Annotated in this window: 10 protein-coding genes; 6 read left to right on the top strand and 4 right to left on the bottom strand. The window is 56.0% G+C overall.

Annotated features, from left to right (window positions below; all coding sequences use genetic code 11):
• Positions 1-13: 13 nt before the first annotated feature.
• Both HMPREF2562_RS03600 and HMPREF2562_RS03595 read left to right on the top strand, forming a co-directional pair.
• Positions 14-406 (top strand): (deoxy)nucleoside triphosphate pyrophosphohydrolase, encoded by a 393-nt coding sequence (locus HMPREF2562_RS03600; RefSeq protein WP_048732825.1) that lies wholly within the window; start codon positions 14-16, stop codon positions 404-406.
• Positions 407-447: 41 nt separating this feature from the next.
• Complete coding sequence (locus HMPREF2562_RS03595) at positions 448-3,336, top strand: DUF3427 domain-containing protein (RefSeq protein WP_083295694.1); 2,889 nt, start codon at positions 448-450, stop codon at positions 3,334-3,336.
• Positions 3,337-3,434: 98 nt separating this feature from the next.
• Here HMPREF2562_RS03595 and HMPREF2562_RS03590 read toward each other — a convergent pair whose 3' ends face one another.
• Positions 3,435-4,574, bottom strand: a complete 1,140-nt coding sequence (locus HMPREF2562_RS03590) for a trypsin-like serine protease (protein WP_070549626.1) — start codon at positions 4,572-4,574, stop codon at positions 3,435-3,437.
• Positions 4,575-4,829: 255 nt separating this feature from the next.
• The gene (locus tag HMPREF2562_RS03585) at positions 4,830-5,912 is read right to left on the bottom strand and encodes a S1 family peptidase (RefSeq protein WP_224783717.1); all 1,083 of its coding nucleotides are present in this window, start codon (positions 5,910-5,912) and stop codon (positions 4,830-4,832) included.
• 277 nt (positions 5,913-6,189) lie between these two features.
• Between HMPREF2562_RS03585 and HMPREF2562_RS03580 the strand changes: the two genes are divergently transcribed.
• Complete coding sequence (locus tag HMPREF2562_RS03580) at positions 6,190-6,744, top strand: hypothetical protein (protein WP_049194129.1); 555 nt, start codon at positions 6,190-6,192, stop codon at positions 6,742-6,744.
• Positions 6,745-6,772: 28 nt separating this feature from the next.
• Here HMPREF2562_RS03580 and HMPREF2562_RS03575 read toward each other — a convergent pair whose 3' ends face one another.
• Positions 6,773-7,606, bottom strand: a complete 834-nt coding sequence (locus HMPREF2562_RS03575; RefSeq protein WP_048732832.1) for a hypothetical protein — start codon at positions 7,604-7,606, stop codon at positions 6,773-6,775.
• Between the two features lie 198 nt (positions 7,607-7,804).
• Positions 7,805-8,626 (bottom strand): (2Fe-2S)-binding protein, encoded by an 822-nt coding sequence (locus tag HMPREF2562_RS03570; RefSeq protein ID WP_222867455.1) that lies wholly within the window; start codon positions 8,624-8,626, stop codon positions 7,805-7,807.
• 177 nt (positions 8,627-8,803) lie between these two features.
• Between HMPREF2562_RS03570 and HMPREF2562_RS03565 the strand changes: the two genes are divergently transcribed.
• The 3 genes from HMPREF2562_RS03565 to HMPREF2562_RS03555 all read left to right on the top strand — a co-directional run bounded on the left by HMPREF2562_RS03565 (position 8,804) and on the right by HMPREF2562_RS03555 (position 17,318).
• Positions 8,804-9,622 (top strand): hypothetical protein, encoded by an 819-nt coding sequence (locus HMPREF2562_RS03565; protein WP_224433199.1) that lies wholly within the window; start codon positions 8,804-8,806, stop codon positions 9,620-9,622.
• Between the two features lie 105 nt (positions 9,623-9,727).
• Positions 9,728-13,546 carry an ABC transporter ATP-binding protein gene (locus tag HMPREF2562_RS03560; RefSeq protein WP_168162073.1) on the top strand — a complete coding sequence of 1,273 codons (3,819 nt, stop codon included), beginning with the start codon at positions 9,728-9,730 and terminating at the stop codon, positions 13,544-13,546.
• A gap of 103 nt (positions 13,547-13,649) precedes the next feature.
• Positions 13,650-17,318: a multifunctional oxoglutarate decarboxylase/oxoglutarate dehydrogenase thiamine pyrophosphate-binding subunit/dihydrolipoyllysine-residue succinyltransferase subunit gene (locus HMPREF2562_RS03555; protein WP_048732838.1), complete on the top strand. Its 3,669-nt coding sequence runs from the start codon at positions 13,650-13,652 to the stop codon at positions 17,316-17,318.
• Positions 17,319-17,530: the final 212 nt, after the last annotated feature.

The raw sequence follows: 17,530 nt of genomic DNA, 5'->3' as shown, positions 1-17,530 counted from the left end.
ACGCGGAGTTGAGATGAAAAAACGAATCGAAGTTGTAGGTGCGGTTCTTACCTATGAAGGAAAAATCTTCGCCGCCCAACGCGGCCCAGGTCGCTCGATGGAAAACTATTGGGAATTTCCCGGTGGAAAGATCGAAGAAGGCGAGTCCCCTCGTGAGGCTCTAGCCCGTGAACTAAGAGAAGAGCTAAAACTTGACGCTGAGATTGGGAACCACATTCTCACTGTCGACCATGAGTATGACTTCGCCGTTATCTCACTTGCGACATACTTTTGTTCCGTTTCTTCTCCCGAAATCAAGCTAACGGAGCACACTGAATATCGTTGGTTAGAACCGGCCGAACTTTATTCCGTTGATTGGGCGCCAGCAGACATCCCTACAGTCGATATTCTTGTAAACGAACAGTAATCAATACAATCGACGCAGCGTGCATTTAGTATGCTAAAACAATGATGAATTCCCTGGTCGGAGACCTACGCTACGGCTTCATCGATAAAAACATCGTTGCCGACAAAAAATACAATCCCCGACTCATTCGCAACGATGAGTCGGCCACTATGTACAATGCGCTCCGCGAGGAGCTACGCACCGCTACGAGTTTCATATTTTCAGTAGCATTTATTTCTCCGGCCGCTCTTGCCATGTTGAAGGAGGATCTCCTTCAGTTTTCTGGCCAAATGACGATCATCACGTCGAACTACCTTGATTTCAATTCACCATCGATGTTCAGAGAGCTTCTTGAAATTAAGGGACTGAACGTCTACATCTACCCCGAGGATCATCACCGGGGTTTTCATCCAAAGGGATACCTCTTTTACAAAGAGGTTGAGCTTTCAGCCATCGTCGGCAGCGCAAATTTGACGCAAAAGGCGCTCCAGGAAAACGAAGAGTGGAATCTACACTTTTCCAGTCACCAGAATGGTGATATCACGTTCCAAATTGAGACGGCCATCGATATGCAACGTAACCGTTGCATCCCACTAACTCACAAGTGGGTCGATGAGTACGAACAGAACCGCGTACCTCCAGTTTCGAAAAACACGCACACAAAGTTGCTGCCCGAGGGTCCAGTTATCGCCAATCAAATGCAGCAGGTAGCGCTGTCGAATATCGCTGACTTGAGGCAGTCAGGCGAGCGGAAAGGCCTCATAATTTCCGCTACCGGCACGGGGAAGACGATCCTTGCTGCGCTAGCAGTTAAAGAAGCAGAGGCCAAGCGCGTCTTGTTCGTCGCCCACCGGGAACAGATTCTGGAAAAGACTAAGAGTGAGTTCCAAAAGGTGCTTGCTTATTCCGGTTCTGAGCTTACGGACGCCGACTTTGGACTCTTGGTTGGTGGGAAAAAAGAAACTGATGCACGATACCTTTTTGCCTCAGTTCAATCCTTGTATTCCCAATCGACTTACAAAACCTTTTCTCCAGATGCCTTTGACTTCATCATTATCGATGAGGTTCATCGTGGCGCTGCTAATTCCTACAAGCCAGTTTTTGAATACTTCAACAGTGAGTTTGTCCTCGGGTTGACCGCAACTCCCGAGCGTCCAGATTCAGGGGACATCTTTCGCCTCTTTGATTTCAACGTTCCTTACGAAATCCGACTGCAAGCCGCTCTTGAAGCCGACATGCTCGCACCATTCCATTATTTCGGTGTCACCGATTTTGATGATGGAGTTCGAGCGATCGGTGATAAGACTGCATCCATCGATGCTCTCGTCGCTGAAGATCGTATCGACTATCTCCTGGAGAAGCTCCGTGTCTACGGGTTTCCTGAGAGAGTTAAGGGGCTCATGTTTTGCAGTCGGAAAGACGAAGCGAAAGCGCTGTCGGAGCAGCTCAACCAAAAGCAGCTCTTTGGCCGGCAGCTACGGACGAAGGTGCTTCTAGGTGAAGACTCAATATCGACACGAAATGCTGTCGTTGCGGAGTTATCTGCAGGCGAACTCGACTACATCATCACCGTTGATATTTTCAACGAGGGCATCGACATTCCGGCAGTAAATCAAGTAGTGATGCTGCGCGGCACCGAGTCAAACATCATTTTTACCCAGCAGCTGGGCCGTGGTCTTCGCAAAGCCCCAGGAAAAGACCACCTCCGAGTAATTGATTTTATTGGAAACTACAAGAACAATTACATGATCCCGATGGCTCTTTTCGGCGATTCATCTAGAAATAAGTCGAAGCTCAAGAGCAAAGTCGTTGATCCCTCCAATATCCCATCGGGCTCCACTGTGAGCTTTGATGAAATTGCTAAGGAGAAGATCCTTAAAGCCATCGATACAGCCTCGGTAGACACGATTGCTGAATTTAAAAAGGATATTCAACTTCTCCAGTACCGACTGAATCGTGTACCACGACTAATGGATTTTGCTCGGTTCAACCTCGTTGACCCTGCAGTGATCTCGACCAGGCGTACCAAGAATTATTGGGAACTCCTCCACCGAGTAGACAAAGCAGCAACAGGACCAACGGATAAGCAGAGTGAATACTTGAAGTTTTTGTCCCGCGAGCTACTTCCCGGAAAGCAACCCCAAGAGTTACTTCTACTTGACCAGCTTATTAAGCACGGTTCCATCACACGTGAAGAGTTTTCTGGCTTTCTCGACACAAGAGCTGTTTCTCACAGCGAGCTGGATCTCTCTGTTGTCGAACGAGTGCTCAACCTCGAGTTTTACCCGAAGCGGGCCTACGAAGAAATTAGATTGGTCCGGTACGATGACGAAACCTCACGTTACAGTCTGACTGAGGAATTTTTGACTTTGTACAACAAGTGGGATTCGACATATCCAAATAGCTTTCGAGAGCATGTGGATGACATCATTCAAACTGGTCTTTTCCTGTCCCTCGAAAATGATTATTTCGCGGGTGTGCTTCGCCGCAATCAACGCTATTCCAGAAAGGATGTTTCTCGTCTTTTGAGGCTTCGGTCGGATCAAACAGGCACGCTAAATGGCTACAAGATTGATTCCCACTCGCAGACGATCCCAATCTTCGTGAACTACCGTAAGCACAAGGGGCTTGCTCCGAGCATTGCCTACGAAGATGAATTCATTGACCGTTCGACGATACGCTGGTTTACACGTTCAAATAGGACCCTCAAGAGCCAAGAGGTCCAGAGCATCATCCAACACAAGTTCCCAATCCATTTGTTTGTGCGTAGGGATGATTTACCAGATGAAGGATTCACCTACCTTGGCGAAGTGACTCCCAGCGATCCACAACAAACGACAATGAAGGGGCTAAAAGACAAAGAATTAAATGTTGTCACAATGAAGCTTCACCTTGAACATCCCGTTCCCGACACATTCTTCGAGTACCTTCACGCAAAGCCGATTGACTAACGAAAGCAAAACCCCCTACCCCGCCACCATGGCGGAATAGGGGGTTAAACGGAGCGTCGTAAAGCGAACGCTCTATCTACGAGACTGCAGTGACCTGATTAGAACAGGCTCGGCAGGTTCGCCTGCGAGGAAATGCTGTCGGCTGCCTGTGTTGCCTGAGCGGTCGCACCAGACAGCTCCGGGATCGGCAGCTCCGGGAGAGCTGGGCTCTCCGAGATGATGTCAGCAATTTCCGGTGGGACCTCAACGCCCTCTGGGAGCAGCTCGCCAATCGGCCCCAGATCCGGCTCTTCCTGCGGGACGTGCTGGTTGGTGTACTGGACGTCCTCGTCAATCGTGCGGAACTCAGACTGCGGTTCAGTGGAGGTCTCTACCTTGAAGCGCTCGTTAACCTGGCCGTCCGGGATGTCGTACTGCTCTTCAAGAGCAACGTCAATCGGCTGGAAGCGGCTCAGCGGGCCAATACCCATGGAGTTAACGCCGATGGCCTCGCGAGTCTCTGGGTTGTAGGCGTTTCCGCCCGAATCGCCGTGGTCAATCGGAGCGATGGCCCAGACACCGTTGCGGACACGGAAGACCTGGAAGCCGCAACCGCGGCCAGTACGGGAACCGTCAGTGCACACGGGCTCACCGAAGTTGTCGACGGAGATCTCCATCGGGTCGAGAGTGCGCTTGTCCTCGATACCGACGATTTGAACCGGCTCGCCATGGACGTTGCCGAACTCATCCACAGAGTGGGACATAGAGGTGGTCTTGATGTCGTCCTGAACCTCAATGATGCCGTAGTCACCGCTATTGAAGAGCTCGTTGAAGAACTCCGGCATAGTGGTGTTTTCGTCGAAGTCGCTCTCTTCCGGCATGACATCGGTGCCCATGTAGTCCTTGTTGACCAGCTTGTCGCCATCCTTGGTTGGGATGAAGAACTGGCCGGTGACCTCTTCACCAGTATCCAGATCCTTCGCCACAACACAGTGACCGGCAGTCATGATGACACGATGCGAAACGCCATTCTGATCCACAACGGTGCCAGGAACTCCCAGAGAACACATCGGGGACTGAACATGACGTCCGTCGATGTTCTTGCTGCTCGGGAACGGCATTCGCAACGGCGAACCCGGGCCGATGACAACATCCGAGTTTGCCGGTGCAGCCTCAGCTACCGCGATTCCGGGCACAAAGCCACCTACAGCTACCGACAGTGCAGCCGTGAGTGTGGCGACCTTCTTCGAACTGGCCATAGTGTGCGCTACTCCATTTCTGTACAGAAAACTTGTCCCACTCAGTGTATTAGGGACACCTTTACAAAGCTCTCCAAAAATGAAACCTAGGGTGAAATTCTCAGTCGAGGAACCGGTGATTCGCCTTCATTTCACACTCATTAGACATCAAAAAGTTTGCTCAACAGCAATGCAAGAGCCAGAACCATCCGCCTTGGATGATTCTGGCTCTCTTAACGGTTCGGGGGTGATTTTTGTCAGATTCTCAGACTGGTGCTAGCTCTCAAAGCTTGGAAGCTGAATTTCTGCCAACTGAGGCGACTCAGACAGATGTGACAATTGTGGTAATTGGGGCGATTGTGGCAGCTCAGGGACTTGCGGTAACTGTGGCAGCTGGTCCACGAGATCGACTAGCTGCGGTACAGAACCTTCCTGTGAATCCTGCGAATCCTGCGCCCGGGCATACTCCTGATCCGCCGCCATATCCTCGTTGAGGGTGCGATAGGTGGAGTCGCGCTGAGCCGTGGAATCCGATACCTCAAAGTGGTCGCTTACTTGACCGTCGGGAATACCGTAGGCCTCCTGGATGGCAATATCCGCGGGCATCACACGCGAGACCGGACCGAAGGTCATCGAATTCACGCCAATAACTTCATTTGTGGTCGGGTCGTAGGCATTTCCGCCAGAGTCACCGTGATCAACGCCAATACCAACCGTCCAGATGCCGTTTCGAGCTCGGAATACCTGGTATCCACAGGCCCGTCCGGTGCGCATACCGTCCTTGCAGACAGGCTTGCCAAGATTATCGAAGGAGACTTCGCCACGCGGCAGGTCTTCATTGTCCTGAATGCCAGTCATCACTACCGGCTCCCCGTAGCTCTGACCATTTTCATCAATGGAATAACTTGCCCCGGTAGTCTCTACGTCCGGATCCAGGTTGATTATTCCGTAGTCCGCGCCATTAAAGCCTGCCGGCAACGACTCCAATCCGGCATCTTCCTGCGGCAATTCCCAACGATGGGCACCTGCGGTACCAATGCGCTTATCACCTTCAGTGGTTGGCACATACACCTCACCAGTGACGATTGGCAGACCCACATCCGGAGCATCATTCAGGCAGTGCCCTGCGGTCAACATGACCCGATGCTTCTCCCCGTTGCGGTCCGTCACCGTCCCCGGAACACCCGCCGAACACATCGGCGAGTTGATATTTCGATACCCATCCCACGGACTTCCCTCCATGGGAGTTCGAATCGGGTCACCCGGACCAACCACGACAGCATGTGCAGCGACCGGGGCCACCAAGGACAAAAGTGCTGCGAAAGCCGCTACCGCCAGTCGACTTCTTGCGTGCTTCATTGAGACGAATCTTTCAAATGTTTAGTTTTTCTTTAGGGCCACCACTCACACTAATCCACCACCCCACCCCCAGAAATAGTGTTTTCTCAGACTCTTGGGCTTTTACAAAAGTCGTTATCGAATCGTTTCCACAACCCCACATGTCCCTGCAATAACACCAGGCACCTAGCCAATTGACTACCCCCACTTGGGTAGCCAATTGATGCTAAACATATCTCGAACATTAGTTCTATATGTTCGAAAATGTGAGTCCGGGGTGTTCGATAACTTGTGAGCCATGAACACAGCAGACGAGTTTCCCATTCATCGCCGCCTAGCTCTTCCCCGACTATCCGCTACCTACCGTGCAGAATGTTTCGAAGACCTCGACCTCATCCGCACAATCCTCTGCCACCCCACCATCGGCCGTAGGCATTCGCCCGGCGCGCTAGATCACACCTTCTCGCTTCCCGACGGGCCTGTGGTCACCGTCCGCGCGTCACGGATAGCGCTTCCTCGCGCACTGGTCTCTCAGCTTGCCGACGTGCACGCGGAATACTTCATCCTGAAGGATGAGCCCATGTTCATGTACTCCGTTTCCGTCAAGGTGGAATCCTCATCGGAGGTAGTCCTCCGCGGAATTGGCGGTTCGAATCGGACGCGGGAAGAAAACCGCCGACGTACTCGGGCTGTGGCTGAGGCACTCCATCGTGCGCAGGACTGCAGCAAGATACACGAAAACGGCACTGACCTCGCACTCCCCGGGCGCCGTTATAGCTGGATTGGCACCAGGGACGCGCGGCCACTGCCGTGTCCTAACGAGCTCTTTTCTTCTCGCCCATCAGCGGCTTAGCACTGTTCACAGTGCTGCCACAGTACGGCTACTCGCTGTCGTCGCCTTCTTCGTCGTCCTCGTCGTCATAGTCGCCATCGTCATAGAGGTCATCATCGTCGTCATCGTCATCATCATCCCCGTCCAAGGAGGCAACGTGATCAGAGTAGATATACTCCGCGTACCCGTCATCGACGGGTGCCAGCTGATCTTCCCATTCCTCTGCGCGGTCTACCACGAGCGCAAGGACATCCATCAGCTTGTCAAAGTCCTTGAAGGTGCCCAGCGTCAGAACCTCATTGCGCAAGGTCTGGATGTCAGAGTAGAGGTCAGCGAACATCTTGCGACGGTCATCATCGGTGAGAACCGTTTCGGTGTCCGAGTCCCAAAACTCTGCGATGGCCTGGTCGACAATGTCGTCCAAGTTCGCGTCCTGAGAGATGAAGCGGACGTGTGCGCTGGGCTCGTTGTTGTGGGCAGTTACCAAAACCTGAACCAACGAGGAGGTACCAACTTCGGAGGTGACCAAGGTTGCCTCTTCGGGGTCCTGTTCAAACTCCAGGTCAGCAATGCGGTCATCATCACCATCGAGCAGAGTGCGCAGCAGGCCAACAACCTGGTCAGTAGCTACATGGTGGGCGACTGCCGCGACGGCGTCTTCGACGGAGAATACAGCGGAGACCAGAACAGCTTCGAACTCGTCGTCCTCATCATCCACATCGGCAGCGGCTACGTAAACTTCGGCAGCCGGGATGTCCTCATCAATGGTGACGAACTGAACCTCCAGGTCAGAGGTAATGGGAACGAAGAGGGTGTCATCGTTGACACGACTTTCAATGCCCTCGCGGTCCAGTGCCGCAGCAATCTGCTCGAAAAAGCTCATGGGTGGAATCCTCCCTTGAAAGATAATTGGCCTCTACCCGCAGCCAATCGTAGCGACAAACGCGCAATCATGGGGTGGCTCATGCCCCCGGCAATTGCTGCGAAAGATCGCGCCGGCAGAGTGCGTGCTACATCAAAGCCGCCAACGCGGTCGGTTGAGGAGCAGGCCGCCAGCTGTCGATTCTCGAAAACAGAGCGCTCAGTAGCGTGCCCAGAGCTGATGGCGTTCCTCACGAGAACGTTTTGGACAGGAGACACACAGATCGGCATCTGGGCTGTGATAAATCATGCAGCAAGTAGCTCTCTCCAGGTGAGTAACTACATCGAAGTCCGGTTCTTCTCCCGCCTCAGCAGCAGCTTCATCCCAGGGGAGCACCTCGCCTCCGCAGGAATCCATGAAACGAGGAAGAGGGACCCGATGTACTCGCTGTATTCCCTCAACGACATGTTTGCCAATAAGCGCTCCGCGCCAGGGCTCCATCAGCTCATTACCGGCGGATATTGCGGCGTTAGCTACGGCATCGGCAGCCACGGCCCAAAGAGGGGCAGGCTTGATTTCCCCGACTTCTCCAACAACCTGAGCCAACGGATCCAAGAAATGAGCCAGTGCTTCGCCGGAATCCTTCAGCTCATCCGCATCCTCAGCGGAAATGCTTTCAAACTGTTGAGCTTGGAACCCAACCCAATAGTCATCTCGGAGAAAGGCGAACCAAGAAGACCACTGCCACACCGGAACTCGATCGGACACCAACACGCATGCCAGCGATGGCCCTACCAATGCTCCGCACATGGACCACCACCACAACTGGGCCTGGAAACGGGTATCCCCCGCAACCTCGGGCATGGGAAACAGCTTTCTCCCAGCCTCAATTCCGGCGGCTACAGCTTCGGTAGAAAGGTGCCACTCGGCAGCGCCGTCGTGAGGCATAACATCTGCGGAAAACCGAGGAAAGTCCGCCAAAAGCTGGGAGTACTCGGGAGGCAATGCGGCACCCCGCGTGACATCGTTCACCAGTCTCATCCTTCTATCGACTGTGTTAATCGCCGTACACCTGTCTATTTTTCCACCGACTACGGAATTTCCCCACAGCTCAGTAGTGTTTATATGGGCATATGGCTCTCAACGGACCCGTTTAGGAGGTCTACTACTTTGTTCCAAAAGACGAAGAAGGATTCAACTCGCACAGTAACTGATGCGGTGAACTCAACCCCCGAAGCGATCGAACGTGATGCCGGAAAACTGGGAACCCTTCTTATCCAAACCCTGGATAAGACCATGAGCTGGCAGTCGTCTGCCATCACCGGGTACGTCAGTTCCCTACACAAGCGCAAAAAAGATGAAACTCCGGCGCAGGTACAGGAACGTATTGATTCCCACTACCTCAACCTGGTCACCGGCACCGGTGGTGCCGCCGGCGGCAGCGCGGTTCTCCCCGGCGTCGGCATGATTACGGGCTTGGCTGCGGTTACCGGTGAATCACTGCTGTTCCTGGAAGCATCAGCCTGGTACACACTGGCCTCAGCGACCCTGCGCAATATTGACATCACCGATCCACAACGCCGTCGCACGCTGATTCTTGCGGCCATGAGTGGTTCTGAAGGGACAGCTATTATGGCCTCTCTTCTTGGCGAGGAATCGCTGCGGAAGCAGACCAAAACTTCCGTGAATTCCCTACTGCCACGGCTTGGCGTTCCGCAGCTGGGTGCAGCAAACCGCCTGCTGATTCGCGAGGCACGCAAGCGCTTGATGAAGAACGCTCGTCTGGCCATCATCGGTAAGATTTTGCCATTTGGAATTGGCGCCGTGGTTGGGGCCTCCGCAAACCGCAAGCTCGGTGGCATTCTTATCAGCTCCACTCGCGCATCTCTGGGCCCGCTTCCCCAGGATTGGTCGGACTTTGAACGAAAGCTACCGGCTAAATCCAACACCTCTGAGGACTCGAAGAAGGGCTCAAGGTCATCGAGGTTCTCTATCCCCTCGGCGCTGAAGTGGCCGAAGAAAAAGAAGAATAAGTAGTTCCTCTTACCCGATTACCCTTCAGCGACTTACCCTTCAGCGACGTTTTTCAATGGAAGAGCGGTACCCACCATGGCCCAGAGCAAACCCCTCAGAACCTCTCCCATGAAGTTCTTGTGGAAACAGTCTCTTCACAGGCCACTACCGCTCTATGGTGTCGTTGTCGCAGCGCTAATCGTTGTCGGGCTGGAGTCCGTACTTCCACTTCTCACTAGAGATGCCATTGATGTGGCAACGGGCACTTCCGATGGCGGTGTCCCCGCACGCCTACTGCCTTCCCTAACTCCCCTGCAGGCAGTCATTTCTGTATTTCTGACCATCGCGTTAGTACGCTTCGTCGCCCAGATGGGGCGCAGATTCTTCTCCGGCAAACTCTCCATTGATGTTCAGCACGACCTGCGACTAAAGATCCTTCGCTCCCTACAAAACCTCGATGGTCCAGCACAAGACCGAGTCAACACCGGCCAGGTTGTGTCACGGTCAATTTCTGACCTCCAGGCAGTGTCCGGACTACTGGCGATGTTGCCGTTGACGCTGGGATCCGTCGTCAAGCTGTTCATCACAATCGGCATCATGCTCGCCCTCTCGCTGCCCCTGACACTGGTCGGCCTCGCCGTGGTGCCAGCGATTGTCTACATTGCAGTGAATTCGCGTGACAAACTCCATGCCGCAACCTGGGCTGCCCAACAGCAAGCAGGCGAGATCGCCGGACAAGTCGAGGAAACCGTTTCCGGCATCCGCGTTGTCAAGGCGTTTGCGCAGGGTGACAACGAAGTTGCGAAGATGGAGCGTAACTCGTCGCTGCTCTTTTCCCTACGCCTGCGAGCGGCAAAACTCAGCGCTCGATTCCAACCGGCGCTGCAGTCGTTGCCGCAACTGTCCCTCGTCGGAAATATCGCGGTCGGTGGCTGGCTCGCGATTAACGGACACATCACCCTAGGCACATTCGTGGCTTTTGCCACGTATCTCACCAGCCTGACTGCCCTGTCGCGTCTGGTCTCCAACATGGTCATCTCGATACAGCTGACGTCGGCAAGCATCGACCGCATTTCCGATGTCATCGACGCCCGACCAGACAACCCCGAACCCACCGACGCGCTCCCCCTCCCCGACGGCCCCGTTGGCATCAGCTTCAACCGCGTCACCCACAGCCGTGGCGGACGCACGCTTATCGACGATGTCTCATTCTCCGTCGCACCAGGGGCGACCTTAGCGTTGATTGGCCCACCGGGGTCCGGAAAGACTATCGCCACGGAGTTGCTCGGCCGTCACTATCTGCCGGATTCGGGAACTATCACTATCGATGCGCCCAGCCACGGCACATCCACAGATACCGCGCGCATTCTCTCCAGCGACGTATATGACGCTATTACTGTCGTTCCGGACACTCCTTATCTATTTGCGGGCACATTGCGTGAGAACATCGCATTCGCCAATCCCGCGGCGTCCCAGGAAGAGATTGTCGCCGCAGCGACCGCCGCCCAGGTCAACTTCGTCGACGACCTGCCTCAGGGGTGGGACACAGCCATCGGCGAGCGCGGGCATAATCTCTCCGGCGGACAAGCTCAACGCGTCGCGTTAGCACGGGCATTCCTCGCCCGTCCTCGAGTTTTGGTTCTCGACGACGCGACCTCAGCAATCGATGCTGCAACAGAGTTAGAAATCTTCAACGCGCTGACCTCGCAGCTGGCGGAAACGACTATCGTCATCGTGGCGCATCGATCTTCCACTCTCGAGCAGGCGGACCACATCGCCATTTTCGAAGACGGTGCCATCACCGGCATTGGCACCAAGGCCGAACTGATTACTTCTCATCCGCGCTTCACCGAGCTGATGGACATCGACCAGAGCGCCTACCCCGAAATCGAAAACCTTGTTCTCGACCCCATCGACAGCGAAGACCCCAGCCCCGAGGAACTCTGGCCCGACGAATCCGCGCCAACCTCCGACAACTCCACGCCAGACACCGCTGCGCGGCTTCCCGGAGGTGCCACTTCTCAAATGAGCCGCGGGGTTGGCCGAGCCGGAGGAGGTCCAGGCGGCCGCGGCGGCGGTCGTGGTGGCATGGGGGCGGCTCTCGCCAATGCGCCTGCGACGCCGGAGCTACTCGAGCGCGTGCGAAACCTCCCACCCGCTACCGAAAAACCGCGTGTGCCCGCTGCGGCACTCGACAACTCCGAGACTTTCTCTCTGCGCCGACTGCTCTCCTATGTCCGCGGCCTATTTATAAGTGTCATTGCGCTGCTCGCCCTCATTGCCGTTGCCGATCTGGCGTTCCCCATGCTCGTGCGCTACGCCATTGACCACGGCATCAGTGAGCACAATGAGGCCGTGCTGTGGGGCTGCGCCGCAGGTGGCTTGGCGACAGTCCTCATCAGTTGGATTGCCGTAGCCACAAATGCTGTTATTACTGCGCGCACTGGTGAGCGGCTGCTCTATGCCCTGCGTGTGCGCTGCTACCGTCACCTGCAGTCGCTTGGCATTAACTACTTCGAGGCCAATCGCTCGGGCGCCATCATGACGAGGATGACAACCGACATCGATGCGCTCTCCTCTTTCCTGCAAACGGGACTGGCAGAGGGGGCAATCGCCGCGTTTACTCTGCTCGGTGTCACGGCGCTGTTGCTTGCCACACAGGTGTCACTCGCCGCGGTGGCGTTGGCATCGCTTCCCATCATTGTGGTGTCCACTCTGGTATTCCGCCGGATCTCCTCGCGCCTATACAAGGCTGCACGCGAGCAACTCTCCTTGGTCAACGCTGATTTTCAGGAGACTATTGGTGGGCTTCGCGAGATTCAGATGTACCACCGCGTCGCCGATATCGAATCTTCCTTTGCCGAGGAATCCAACAAGTACCGCGCAATTCGTCAGCGAGCACAGCTGGCCGTGGCTCTATTCTTCCCCGGCATCAACTTCGTCTCTGAGTTGGCAACAGCCGCGGTATTGGCTGTCGGTGCCCAACAGGTTGCTTCGGGAACCACGACGCCCGGCGTACTCGTCGCCTTCACGCTGTACCTAGGAATGCTCTTTGGCCCGATTCAGCAGCTGTCCCATGTTTTCGACGGCTACCAGCAGGCGAAGGTCGGCCTCAATCGCATTGATGACCTCCTACAGACCGCCCCCATGCCAGATCACGGCACTACTGACAGCGCGTCCCGCGCAGCTGCTGGCGACCTGCGCTTAGACAAGGTAACTTTCTCCTACTCCGCCGCCGACTCTGAGCACGAACGCCCGCAGGTTCTCGATGCTCTCGATTTGCAGATTCCTGCCGGAGAAACAGTCGCAATTGTCGGATCCACGGGCGCCGGAAAATCAACAATCATTAAGTTGTTTGCTCGGTTCTACGATCCAGTTGACGGTGTGGTGCGAGCCTCCGAAACTGACATCCGCGACTTCCCTCTTAACGATTGGCGACGCACCCTCGGCTATGTCCCCCAAGAATCACACCTGTTTTCGGGGACAGTAGCAACAAATATTTCCTACGGTCTACCGGACAGCAGTCATGCTGAAATTCAGCAGGCCGCGAAAAACGTCGGTGCCCTCAGCACCATTGCCAGCCTGCCCGGTGGCTTCCACCACCCCGTCGGCCCAGATGGCCGAGGGCTCTCCTCCGGACAGCGTCAGCTCATCGCACTCGCTCGTGCCGAAATGATGCGTCCTGAACTGCTGCTTCTCGACGAAGCCACCGCGACACTCGACCCTGCAACAGAGTCGGCAATCCTTGAAGCCACTGACCGTGCGTCGCGTCAACGCTCGGCAATTATTGTGGCCCACCGCCTGGCTACAGCGGCTCGGGCCAACCGGATTTTGGTACTTGACCACGGGCGTATTGTCGAGGACGGCTCCCATGACGAGCTCCTAGCGGCGGGTGGCCAATACGCAGAGCTTTGGAGCAAGTACCATATGGGGAGCGCGACGGTGTAGTAATTCAGAATTTTCGTTATCCTTGAATGACACTTTGACACTTGCGCTAATTAGAATAAACGTGAGTTAGTAAAACTAAGACGAAAAGAGGCGAGTACCTGCCGTGAGCAGCGACATGAGCTTCGGCCAGAACGAATGGCTGGTCGACGAGATGTACCAGCAATTCCAGAAGGATCCACAATCTGTGGGTCAGGAATGGCGCGAATTCTTCGCAACCCACACCCCGTCCCAAAAGGGCGAGGACCTTTCCAATATGGCAAAGCCAGCAGCAGCCACGAAGGAGGAAGCTAAGGCAACCGGACGTCGTGAATCCAAGGGGGTCGAACCAACTAAGACCCCGAACAAGCCGGCGTCCCCGAAGCCAAAGAAGTCCCCAATGGATGCAGCAGCCAAGGTTTCGGCTGTTGAATCCGGCGAGGAGCCTCTGAAGGGCGTCGCACGGGCTATCGCTAAGAACATGGATGTCTCCCTGGAGATGCCGACCGCTACGTCGGTTCGCGATATGCCGGCACGTCTGATGTTTGAAAACCGCACCCTGGTTAACAATCATCTGGCACGCGCCCGCGGTGGCAAGATTTCCTTCACCCACATCATTGGTTACGCCATGGTGAAGGCTGTCATGCTCCACCCGGACATGAACAACAACTACAAGGTGGTTGACGGCAAGCCAGTTCTGGTTACCCCGGAGCACATTAACCTCGGCCTGGCTATTGATATGCCAGCTAAGGACGGCTCTCGCTCGCTCGTAGTTGCCGCTATCCGCGAGTGTGAGACCCTGACCTTCAAGCAGTTCGTCGACGCCTACGAGGACATCGTCGTTCGTGCTCGCCACGGCAAGCTGACCGGTAAGGACTTCCAGGGTGTCACCATTTCCCTGACCAACCCGGGCGGCATCGGTACCCGCCACTCCGTCCCGCGCCTGACCAAGGGCCAGGGCGCGATTATCGGTGTCGGTTCCATGGATTACCCGGCTGAGTTCGCTGGTGCTTCCGCTGACCGTCTGGCAGAGATGGGCATCGGCAAGCTGGTGACCATCACCTCTACTTACGATCACCGCATTATCCAGGGTGCAGAGTCCGGTGAGTTCCTGCGCACGATGAGCAACCTGCTCGTCGACGACAAGTTCTGGGACCACATCTTCCAGACCATGCGCGTCCCCTACACCCCAATCCGTTGGGCACAGGATCTGCCGAACACGGGTATCGACAAGAACACCCGCGTTATGCGTCTGATTGAGGCCTACCGCTCCCGCGGTCACTTGCTGGCTGATATCGACCCGCTGCGTTCTGACCAGCCGAATGATTCCGCTCCGAACCACGCTGACCTCGATATTGAGGAGCACGGTCTGACCCTGTGGGATCTGGACCGTACCTTCAACGTCGGTGGTTTCGGCGGCAAGGAGACGATGACGCTGCGCGAGGTTCTCTCGCGCCTGCAGAACGCATACTGCCTCAAGGTCGGTTCCGAGTACGCTCACATCCTCGACCGCGAAGAGCGCGAGTGGCTGGAAGAGCGCATTGAGGGCGGCCAGCCAAAGCCGTCCCACGCTGAGCAGAAGTACATCCTGCAGAAGCTGAACGCCGCTGAGGCATTCGAGAACTTCCTGCAGACCAAGTACGTCGGCCAGAAGCGCTTCTCCCTTGAGGGCGCAGAGTCGCTGATTCCGCTGATGGACTCCGCCATTGACACCGCTGCTGGCGCTGGCCTGGATGAGGTCGTCATCGGTATGCCACACCGCGGTCGACTGAATGTGCTCGCAAACATCGTCGGCAAGCCACTGCGCCAGATCTTCACCGAGTTCGAAGGCAACATCGACCCGGCACAGGTCGGCGGTTCTGGTGACGTCAAGTACCACCTGGGTACTACTGGCCGTCACATCCAGATGTTCGGCGAGGGCGAGATTGACGTCACCCTGACTGCGAACCCGTCCCACCTCGAGGCCGTCAACCCGGTCGTTGAGGGTCTTGCTCGTGCACGCCAGGACAAGATCAACAAGGGCGAAGAGGGCTACTCCGTCATGCCGCTGCTGCTGCACGGTGACGCATCCTTCGCCGGCCTGGGCATTGTCCAGGAGACCCTGAACCTCATGTCCCTGCGTGGTTACAAGGTCGGCGGTACCGTCCACATCGTGGTGAACAATCAGATTGGCTTCACCACTTCGCCGGACTCCGGTCGTTCCTCCTACTACGCAACCGACATCGCCAAGGCATACGGCTGCCCGGTCTTCCACGTCAACGGTGACGACCCGGAGGCTGTCGTCTGGGTCGGCCAGCTGGCTGTTGAGTACCGTAACCGCTACGGCAAGGACGTCTTCATCGACCTGGTCTGCTACCGCAAGCGCGGCCACAACGAGGCCGATGACCCGTCCATGACTCAGCCGCTGATGTACAAGATCATCGACGAGAAGGAAAGCGTTCGTGCTCAGTACACCGAGGACCTCATCGGTCGCGGTGACATCTCCGAGGAAGAGTACGAAGCAGTACGCCGAGACTTCCACGACCAGATGGAAGCGGTCTTCAACGAGGTTCGCGCAGCTCAGGACGCAAAGCCGGGCGAGCAGACCGGTATCGCCGGTTCTCAGCCGCTGCCGCACGGTCTCAAGACCGGCATCGACAAGGCTGAAATCGTCGAGATTGGTCAGTCCTACGTCAACCTCCCTGAGGGCTTCAAGATTCACCCGCGTGTTGCGCCGGTCGCTAAGAAGCGCGCGGAGATGACTCAGGAAGGTGGCATCGACTGGGGTATGGCCGAGCTGCTGGCAATCGGCTCCTTCACCGGTGCTGGCATCGACGTCCGCTTCGCAGGTGAGGATGTCCGCCGCGGTACCTTTACCTCTCGCCATGCAGTTCTGATTGACTCCGAGGACGGTTCGGAATACAACCCGATCGACGCCTACGGTAAGTCCAAGAACGGCGGCCGCTTCATGATCTACAACTCGGCTCTGACCGAGTACGCAGGCATGGGCTTCGAGTACGGCTACACCCTGGGTAACCCGGACGCAGCAGTGTTCTGGGAAGCACAGTTCGGTGACTTCGCCAACGGCGCTCAGACCACCATTGACCAGTACGTTTCCTCCGGCGAGGCCAAGTGGGGTCAGACCTCCAAGCTGATCCTGCTGCTACCGCACGGCTACGAGGGCATGGGCCCGGACCACTCTTCGGCACGTATCGAGCGCTTCCTGCAGCTGGCAGCCGAGGGCTCCTACACCGTTGCTCAGCCGTCCGAGCCGGCTAACTACTTCCACCTGCTGCGTCGCCACGTCCTGTCCGACCTGCACCGTCCGCTGGTTGTGTTCTCGCCGAAGTCGATGCTGCGCAACAAGATGGCAGCGTCTGCTGTCGAGGACTTCACCAACCCGAACAAGTTCCGCTCAGTCATCGATGACCCGAACTTCGAGTCCAAGGACAAGTCCGGCATCAAGACCCTGCTGCTCTGCTCCGGCAAGATCTACTGGGAGCTGGAGAAGAAGCGTAAGAAGGACAAGCGCGACGATCTTGCAATCGCTCGCCTGGAGATGCTGCACCCGCTGCCGCACAACCGCCTCCGCGACATCTTCGAGTCCTACCCGGATCTTGAGGAAGTCCGCTGGGTTCAGGATGAGCCGGCTAACCAGGGTCCATGGCCGTTCCTGGCACTGAACCTCCCAGAGGTTCTGCCGGATATGCCGAAGCTGACCCGCGTTTCCCGCCGTGCACAGTCCTCCACCGCAACTGGTGTGGCTAAGGTACACCAGATTGAGGAGAAGGCTCTGCTGGAAGAGGCTCTCAAGTAGGTCTCATTGACTGGTCTTCACCAGTTAGCGTGTGAACGCTAAGGGGCTCCAACCGTTCGGTTGGAGCCCCTTTCCTGTTGCTTGGGCGATCGTTGCCAGGCATCAAGGGCGAATAGTCAAAAAGCGTGTCCGGTCGGCGTGCCACCGGGTCGGCACCATTTACTACTTAGTCCTCAATGCGAGTTACTGACTACGTTTATGACAAAAATGTC

The organism is Corynebacterium sp. HMSC077G07, from assembly GCF_001809225.1.
Classification (GTDB): Bacteria; Actinomycetota; Actinomycetes; order Mycobacteriales; family Mycobacteriaceae; genus Corynebacterium; species Corynebacterium jeikeium_D.
Note: the sequence above shows the minus strand (reverse complement) of the source record. Positions and strands in the feature narration are given on the sequence as shown.